The organism is Marinomonas atlantica (genome assembly GCF_001639725.1).
In the GTDB taxonomy this organism is placed as follows: domain Bacteria; phylum Pseudomonadota; class Gammaproteobacteria; order Pseudomonadales; family Marinomonadaceae; genus Marinomonas; species Marinomonas atlantica.
Genome location: NZ_LTAW01000002.1, coordinates 489,167 through 495,828 on the forward strand (window position 1 = coordinate 489,167; position 6,662 = coordinate 495,828).

Annotated in this window: 4 protein-coding genes; all 4 read left to right on the forward strand. The window is 44.6% G+C overall.

All coding sequences use genetic code 11. From position 1 onward, the window contains the following. The first annotated feature begins 44 nt into the window (after positions 1-44). The 4 genes from lpxB (at position 45) to accA (ending at position 6,317) form a co-directional block, all read left to right on the forward strand. Positions 45-1,181, forward strand: a complete 1,137-nt coding sequence (gene lpxB / locus AYW75_RS05155; RefSeq protein WP_067096417.1) for a lipid-A-disaccharide synthase — start codon at positions 45-47, stop codon at positions 1,179-1,181. Continuing rightward, a complete protein-coding gene (gene rnhB, locus AYW75_RS05160; protein WP_231886142.1) occupies positions 1,174-1,782 on the forward strand; it encodes a ribonuclease HII in 609 nt (202 codons plus the stop codon). Before lpxB ends, rnhB begins: the two co-directional genes overlap by 8 nt. A gap of 4 nt (positions 1,783-1,786) precedes the next feature. Further along, positions 1,787-5,257, forward strand: a complete 3,471-nt coding sequence (dnaE, locus tag AYW75_RS05165; RefSeq protein ID WP_067096338.1) for a DNA polymerase III subunit alpha — start codon at positions 1,787-1,789, stop codon at positions 5,255-5,257. Between the two features lie 112 nt (positions 5,258-5,369). Beyond that, on the forward strand, positions 5,370-6,317 hold the full coding sequence (accA, locus tag AYW75_RS05170) for an acetyl-CoA carboxylase carboxyl transferase subunit alpha (RefSeq protein WP_067096340.1): 948 nt from the start codon (positions 5,370-5,372) through the stop codon (positions 6,315-6,317). The last annotated feature ends 345 nt before the right edge of the window (positions 6,318-6,662 follow it).

A 6,662-nucleotide genomic window follows, 5' to 3' on the forward strand; every position in this document is an offset into this window, starting at 1 on the left:
ACCCCGACTCATTCGGGGTTTTTTTATGAAGGTTAATGATTATTATGCAAAAGCGATTTGTCATTGTTGCAGGTGAGGCCTCTGGGGATATTCTAGGTGCTAACCTAATTAAGCATCTAAAGTTACGGTTCCCGGATGCCGTATTTGAAGGTATTGGTGGTCCGTTGATGATTGCACAAGGCTTCAATAGCTTATTCCCGATGGAGCGGCTGTCTGTCATGGGGTTGGTTGAAGTGCTGGGTCGCTTAAGAGAGTTATTAGGCATTCGTAAAGCCATCTTTAACCATTCTCGCAAAGAAGATGTATCGGCTTTTATAGGCATAGATTCGCCTGACTTTAATTTGCCACTGGCGCGCAAGCTACGATTAAAAGGTGTTAAGACAATTCATTATGTCAGCCCTTCCGTATGGGCATGGCGTCAGAAGCGCATTTTTAAAATCAAAGAGTCTGTTGATTTAATGCTCACACTTTTTCCGTTTGAACTAGAAATTTATCAACAACACCAGATTCCTGCGGTTTGTGTTGGTCATACACTAGCGGATGAGGTACCCCTGGAGAGTAATAAGTTAGAAGCTCGTGCTCGATTAGGATTATCGCTATCAGACAACTGGTTTGCTATCCTGCCTGGTTCTCGTGGTGGCGAAGTCAGCCGTTTAATGCCTGTGTTTGCCGAGGCAATGAAAGTCATTCAACAACAAGTCGATAGCGCTAAATTTGTAGTCCCTGCCGCGAATAATGAAAGGCGTCAGCAAATAGAGTGTATTCTTAAAGAAGTTGGTGTTAGTGCGGTTGTGGTCGATGGCCAATCTCGCGATGTTATGGCCGCAGGAGAAGCTATTATGCTGGCTTCAGGCACCGCCGCTTTAGAAGCGATGCTGGTGAAGCGTCCCATGGTCGTAGCTTATCGCTTTACAAAACTGACTTACGCAATTATGAAGCGCATGATCAAAGTACCTTATGTGTCATTGCCAAATTTATTGGCACGTAAACAACTCGTGCCTGAGTTATTGCAAAATGAAGCAAATCCGGTGAAATTGGCGAACGCATTGGTAGGGGAGTGGAAAGACTTTGCTACAGACGAACACATGCACAAAACATTTTTAGAGTTGCACGAAATGCTGCGCAAAAATGCAGGCGATGCAGCAGCAAGAGCGATCGCAAAGGAACTTAGTAATGCTTGATGTTGAGCCGTTTGAGAGTGCAATTTATCAAGGTATATTACTGGCTGGTGCTGATGAAGCGGGACGTGGTCCATTAGCCGGAGATGTGGTTGCAGCGGCTGTTATTCTTGACCCTGATAATCCTATTGTGGGTTTGAACGATTCCAAAAAATTGTCAGAGAGAAAACGCGAATCTTTATTTTCAGAAATTTGTGATAAAGCACTGTCTTTCAGTATTGCGCGTGCAAGTGTTGCTGAAATTGATGATATTAATATCCTACATGCCAGTATGTTAGCGATGAAACGTGCCATCGAAACGTTACCAGTCCAAGCTGAGCATGCTTTGATCGATGGCAATCGTATCCCGCCAGAGTTGCCCTGTCCTGCTGAGGCCGTCATAAAGGGGGATGCGCGACACGCGGCTATTGCGGCGGCGTCGATTTTGGCAAAAGTGACGCGTGATCGTGAAATTGTTGCGTTAGATAATCAGTACCCAAACTATGGGTTTGCTAAGCATAAAGGTTATCCAACAGCGGTACACCTTGCTGCGATTAAAGAGTACGGTGTATGTGAATTGCACCGCCGTAGTTTTGGTCCGGTTAAAAGAATCTTAGAAGGTTAATTGTATGTCGTCGTTTATTCATCTCAGAGTACACACCGAATTTTCCCTTGTTGATGGGCTTGTTAAAGTTAAAGGGTTGGTGAATCAAGCAGAAGCAAATGAAATGCCTGCGGTTGCTATGACGGATGAAAATAACCTTTGTGGATTTATTCGTTTTTATAGTGGTGCGATGGGGAAAGGTATAAAGCCGATCTGTGGCGCAGACATTATGCTTGAAGCGAATGATGAGATTGAGCAGCGAACGCGAATGACGCTGTTGGCCATGTCGAACAAAGGCTATAAGAACATCATTGAGGTGATTTCAAAAGGTTATCAGCTCGGACAAGTGGACGGGCGACCAGTAATTAAGCGCGAATGGGTGGCCGAGTATAGAGAAGATGTGATTGCTTTATCCGGTGGTGTTTTTGGTGATGTAGGTTTCTTGCTTGCAAAAGGTCGAGCGGATGAAGCTGAAGTGTACTTAAAGCGTTGGATGGATACTTTCCCTGGGCGTTATTATGCCGAAGTAGTGCGTACGCTGCGTCCAGGAGAAGAAGATTATATTCATCAGATCGTGCCATTGGCTGCTCAGTTTGAATGCCCTGTTGTGGCAACCAACGATGTACGCTTTCTAAGGCGAGAAGATTTTGAAGCGCATGAAGCACGTGTCAGTATTTGTGATGGTATAACACTTGATGATCCGCGTCGAAAACGTAAATACTCTGAAGAACAGTACTTTAAAACTGCATCAGAGATGGAAGCTCTTTTCTCGGATCTCCCAGAAGCGCTTGAAAATACCGTTGAGATTGCTAAACGTTGTAACGTTGATGTGCTGTTAGGGACTTACTTCTTACCAGATTTTCCTGTGCCAGAGGGGATGACCATGGAAGAATACTTCCGTGAGCTGTCTCATAATGGTTTAAAAGATCGCTTCGAATTACTGGTGAAAAAAGGCGGCGACCGGATTTTAGCGCGTAAGCAAGAGTACATAGATCGTCTTAATTTTGAGCTCGATATTATTAATCAGATGGGGTTTCCTGGTTACTTCCTGATCGTAATGGACTTCATTCAATGGTCTAAAGATAACGATATTCCGGTGGGACCTGGGCGTGGTTCTGGTGCGGGTTCTCTTGTTGCATATGTTCTTAAAATTACCGATTTGGATCCACTTGAATACGATCTGCTCTTCGAGCGATTCTTGAATCCTGAGCGTGTCTCTATGCCGGATTTTGATATCGACTTCTGTATGGATAATCGCGATCGAGTGATTGATTATGTGGCCCAGCGTTATGGTCGTAATGCCGTCTCTCAGATCATTACATTTGGTCAGATGGCGGCGAAGGCGGTAGTACGAGATGTGGCTCGTGTTCAGGGGAAATCGTACAGTTTGGGTGATAAGCTGTCCAAGCTGATTCCGTTTGAAATTGGCATGACACTGAAAAAAGCGTTGGAAGATGAACCTGCATTGGTTGAGTTTATCGAAGGTGATGAAGAAGCCGCCGAAGTCATGGAGATGGCGTTTAAACTTGAAGGTACTGTACGTAACTTTGGTAAACATGCTGGTGGTGTTGTCATTGCACCCACCAAGCTGACTGACTTTGCTCCTCTTTACTGTGAAGAAGATGGAACGGGCTTAGTAACGCAATACGATAAAAACGATGTGGAAGAAGCCGGCTTGGTGAAATTCGACTTCTTAGGCTTGAAAACACTAACCGTCGTGGATTGGGCGCTAGAAAGCATCAATGAGATCCATGAGCGTCAAGGGAAGCCGCCTTTAGACATTGCCTTAATTGATTTAGAAGATAAAGCGACCTACGATTTATTGCAGCGAGCTGAAACAACCGCGGTATTCCAGCTGGAATCTCGTGGTATGAAAGAGCTCATTAAGAAACTGTTACCCTCTCGCTTTGAAGATATCATCGCCTTGGTAGCCCTTTATCGACCGGGGCCGTTAGGTTCGGGCATGGTAGATGACTTTATTAATCGTAAGCATGGTCGTTCCGAACTTGCTTTCCCGCATCCTGATTATCAGCATCAAGACCTAAAACCTGTCCTTGAGCCTACCTACGGAATTATCTTGTACCAAGAGCAGGTAATGCAGATTGCCCAAGTTCTGGCAAAATTCTCGCTCGGTGGTGCAGACTTACTGCGTCGAGCGATGGGTAAGAAGAAAGCGGAGGTTATGCAAGAGCAGCGCTTAATCTTCATGGAAGGTGCGGCGAAGAATAACATCGATAAAGACCTTGCCGGCAACATCTTCGACTTAATGGAGAAATTTGCGGGCTACGGTTTTAACAAATCGCACTCGGCAGCTTATGCCTTAGTGTCATATCAAACTGCTTGGTTGAAACAACATTACCCTGCGCCGTTTATGGCGGCAGTACTGTCTGCCGATATGCAGAATACCGATAAAATCGTTATCTTCGTGGAAGAATGTCGTGCCATGAAGTTAGTGGTCGACTTACCGAATGTGAATGAGTCAGTCTATAAATTTGCGGTAAACCGTAAAGGTGTCATCGTTTACGGACTTGGAGCGATTAAAGGTGTCGGCGAAGGGCCTATCGAGGCCATTGTTGAGGCGCGTAAAGATGGTCCCTTTGAACATATTTTTGATTTCTGCCAGCGAGTAGGGCGACGTGTTAATCGTCGTGTCATGGAAGCATTAGTTCGATCCGGTGCATTTGATACGATTGGACCAAATCGCGCTACTTTATTTGAAAGTATTCCGGAAGCGTTAAAGCGTGCCGATCAAAGTGCTAAAAGCCAAGATGCTGGTATGGGCGATTTGTTTGGTATTGCTGTTGAGGAATCAACCGAGAATGCGTATGACGATATTGGTGTGCAAGAAGAATGGCATGGTCGTAGACGTTTAGATGGAGAAAAGGATACGCTAGGCCTGTATGTGACGGGGCATCCGATAGACGATTATGAAAGTGAAATACGTCGATTCGCACGTCAGCGTATAGTAGATTTGCAGCCCAAACGAGAAACGCAAGTGATTGCGGGGCTTATTGTGGAAATGCGGATTACCAAGAGTAAACGCGGAGGCAACATTGCGTTTATCACCCTAGATGATCGCTCAGCCCGAATTGAAGTTGCCGTATTTCCTGATACATTTGAAAGCGTTAAACAATACTTGGCCCCAGATCAAGTGGTTGTAGTGGAAGGTGAAATCAGTTTTGATGAATTTCGTGGTGGCCAAAAAGTGGCGGCGCGGAATGTGTTAGACATGGCAACAGCTCGGATACGTTATGTTGAAGCATTACGTATCGATTGGCTTGAAGAAGACGTTACCAAACAAAAAATTGAGGCGTTGGCGCACCATATTGCCCCATACCGTGGCGATGGCTGCGATGTAGTGATAGGGTTTGAAACCAGTAAGGCGGCAGGTGATGTGAAGCTTGGATCGCAGTGGAAAATTCGCCCTGATGATGAATTAATTCATGAACTTCAAAAACAATACGGTAAACAAAATGTGCAGTTAGTGTATACTTAGCGCCATTTTATCATTCTTTCACTCGCGTAACGCCAATGAAGCGGCGCGATAGGATGTTCGAAGCTAGAACTTTCTGTAGAATATTAGGCAACTAAATAGCAGCGTGTAAAAAATGAATCTAGATTACTTACCTTTTGAGCAGCCAATTGCTGAGCTCGAACAAAAAATTGAAGAGTTACGACTAGTTGGTAACGATAATGATCTTAACATCAGTGAAGAGATCAGCCGATTAGAAGACAAGAAGATTACTCTAACACAGAGCCTATTCAGTAATTTAGGTGCTTGGGAGGTTTCTCAACTTGCTCGTCACCCTAAGCGTCCTTACACATTAGACTACATTCAAAACGTCTTTACTGACTTTGAAGAAATGCATGGTGATCGTCATTACGCTGACGATCGTGCAATTGTCGGTGGTATTGCTCGTCTTGAAGGTCGACCAATCATGGTGATAGGTCACCAAAAAGGTCGTGAGGTTAAAGAAAAAGTCATGCGTAACTTCGGCATGCCGCGTCCAGAGGGCTACCGTAAAGCGTTGCGCTTAATGGAAACGGCTGAGCGTTTTAATATGCCTATCGTGACTTTGATCGATACTCCTGGAGCCTACCCAGGTATTGGCGCTGAAGAGCGTGGTCAAAGTGAAGCGATTGCGTTCAACCTTGCTGTCATGTCACGATTAAAAACACCAATCATTTCGACCGTTATTGGTGAAGGTGGTTCTGGTGGGGCATTGGCTATTGGTGTGTGTGATGAGTTAATGATGCTTCAATACGGTACTTATTCTGTTATCTCTCCAGAAGGTTGTGCTTCAATTCTATGGAAGAGTGCGGAGCGTGCATCGGACGCAGCAAAAGCAATGGGCATTACTGCAGACCGTCTTCAAGAGCTGGGCTTTGTTGATACAATTCTAGAAGAGCCGCTGGGTGGGGCGCATACAGATCCTGCTTTGATGGCTGAACGTTATAAAACAAAAGTACTTGAAGTATTAGATAAGTTAGAGGCGCTTTCAACTGAAGAGTTGATCGAGCGTCGCTATCAGCGTCTAATGTCTTACGGATTATAAGAAAGCTTTTTGTAAGCTCTTCTTCAGAGGCCCGCTGATTGTATAAGCAGCGGGCTTTTTCGTTTCTAGAGCAATATTATGAGTGGTGAGGTTTTAAAAACGACGTCTGCTTAACCACATAGGTCAAAGTTGATTGATGTTTGACCGTTTAGGTGTTTGTTTGTGTGTTTATTAATCAAATTTGGCGCTATTTAAAAGAATGATGCGTTTTTATTAAATTAATTTAAAAACCGCTTGCACTGAAAATTCAGATGCGTATTATACGCCTCCACTGACACGGACAACGCTTCACAACAACGAAGCGGTAACGAAGTCAGACGCTCTTTAAAATAGATAATCAGATAA

Bases quoted from the DNA above. Each gene is read 5' to 3' on its own strand.
- lpxB (WP_067096417.1), top strand. From the start codon at position 45: ATGCAAAAGCGATTTGTCATTGTTGCAGGTGAGGCCTCTGGGGATATT.
- rnhB (WP_231886142.1), top strand. From the start codon at position 1,174: ATGCTTGATGTTGAGCCGTTTGAGAGTGCAATTTATCAAGGTATATTA.
- dnaE (WP_067096338.1), top strand. From the start codon at position 1,787: ATGTCGTCGTTTATTCATCTCAGAGTACACACCGAATTTTCCCTTGTT.
- accA (WP_067096340.1), top strand. From the start codon at position 5,370: ATGAATCTAGATTACTTACCTTTTGAGCAGCCAATTGCTGAGCTCGAA.